Here is a 1,771-nt window from a genome sequence, read left to right as displayed (position 1 = left end):
AGTGCTCGCAGAGAATCAACGTGTTGCTTCCGGTGATCTGGCTCGTTGACGTGGTATGGGCATATCGCAAGTGGTTCAAGATCAACTGGCCGCCAGGTTCGGGGTGTTGTTCCCACACCTGGACGAGCGGCAGCAGCGTCTGCTGATGGGAGCAGAGGCCCGCATCCTGGGGCACGGCGGGATCCGGGCCGTCGCGCGGGCCGCCGGGGCCAGCGAGACGACGGTCCGCAAGGGGGCGGATGAGCTGGAGGCGGGCGAGCCGCCTTTGGGACGGGTCCGCCGGCCCGGAGGTGGACGGAAGAAGGCCGCCGACCTGGATGCGGGACTGCGGCCCGCGCTGCTCGCCCTGGTCGAGCCGGACATGCGCGGAGACCCGATGTCGCCGCTGCGCTGGACGACCAAGTCGACCCGGAACCTGGCTGGCGAGCTGACCCGTCAGGGACACAAGGTCAGTGCCGACACGGTCGGTGACCTGCTGCGGGAGGAGGGTTTCAGTCTGCAGGCCAACTCCAAGACCGTCGAGGGCAAGCAGCACCCGGACCGGGACGCGCAGTTCCGCTACATCAACGAGCAGGCCAAGGACCACATCGGCGCCGGGGACCCGGTGGTCAGCGTGGACAGCAAGAAGAAGGAACTGGTCGGCCAGTACAAGAACGCGGGGCGTGAATGGCAGCCCATGGGTGATCCGGTGCAGGTCAAGACGCATGACTTCCTGGACCGGGAGGGGCCCGGCAAGGCGATCCCGTACGGCATCTACGACATTGCCGCGAACGCTGGCTGGGTCAGTGTCGGCACCGACCACGACACCGCCGCTTTCGCGGTCGCCTCGATCCGCCGCTGGTGGCACGGGGCCGGACAGGGCGACTACCCTCGCGCCCGTCGGCTGCTGATCACCGCCGACGCCGGGGGCTCCAACGGCTACCGCGCCCGGGCATGGAAGACCGAGCTTGCCGCACTGGCCGCCGAGACTGGCCTTGAGATCACGGTGAGTCACCTACCGCCGGGCACATCGAAATGGAACCGGATTGAGCACCGGCTGTTCTCCCACATTTCCATGAACTGGCGCGGCAGGCCCCTGACCAGCCATGAAGTCATCGTGCAGTCCATCGCGGCGACCACCACCCGCACCGGACTGAGGGTCCGCGCCGAACTCGACACCGGCGCCTACCCCACCGGCGTGAAAGTCGACGACGCCCAGGTCGACGCGCTGACGATGACCCGCCACCGCTTCCACGGCGACTGGAACTACACCCTTCACGCACAGCATGCCCAGCGCGCGCCCACAGCCACCAGCACTCCACACGGCGCGGAACCACGGCGGTGGGACGCCCGGCAGCACACCCGCCTCACCGACCCGGAACTCACCGGCATCACCCGCTCACAACTGGACACTCTGATCAACGAGTTGGCGGCCCTCCAGGGTGTCCGGCTGGAGGAACAGCGCCGCCATCGACGCGGTCGCGAACGACAGCGAGCCCCCGGTGCCGGCCCCCGGCAGGCGTTCACCGACCCCGACCGGATCCTGGCCACAATCCTGTATCAGCGCGGCTCCTTCACCCACGCCCTCCTCGGCAAACTCTTCGGGACCAGCTCGCAGACCATCACCCGCACGATCCAGGAGACCCAACCCCTCCTGGACCAGCACGGCTGCACTGTCCCTCGTTCCACCGCACGATTCACCACTCCCGCAGACGTGGCCGCCTACCTCGACGCCTACAGCACCGAACCCCCGGACAAGATCAAACCCGCATGTTGATTTTCTGCGAGCCCT

1 protein-coding gene is annotated in these 1,771 nt (G+C 67.8%); it reads left to right on the top strand.

Translation table 11 applies throughout. The features are described 5' to 3' along the window. Positions 1 to 55 precede the first annotated feature (55 nt). On the top strand, positions 56 to 1,756 hold the full coding sequence (locus ACFU8Q_RS41305; RefSeq protein WP_384465305.1) for an ISAzo13 family transposase: 1,701 nt from the start codon (positions 56 to 58) through the stop codon (positions 1,754 to 1,756). Positions 1,757 to 1,771: the final 15 nt, after the last annotated feature.

The organism is Streptomyces sp. NPDC057543 (assembly GCF_042801895.1).
In the GTDB taxonomy this organism is placed as follows: Bacteria; Actinomycetota; Actinomycetes; order Streptomycetales; family Streptomycetaceae; genus Streptomyces.
The sequence above is the reverse complement of the archived record's forward strand: the minus strand, read 5'-3'. Positions and strand labels throughout refer to the sequence as shown.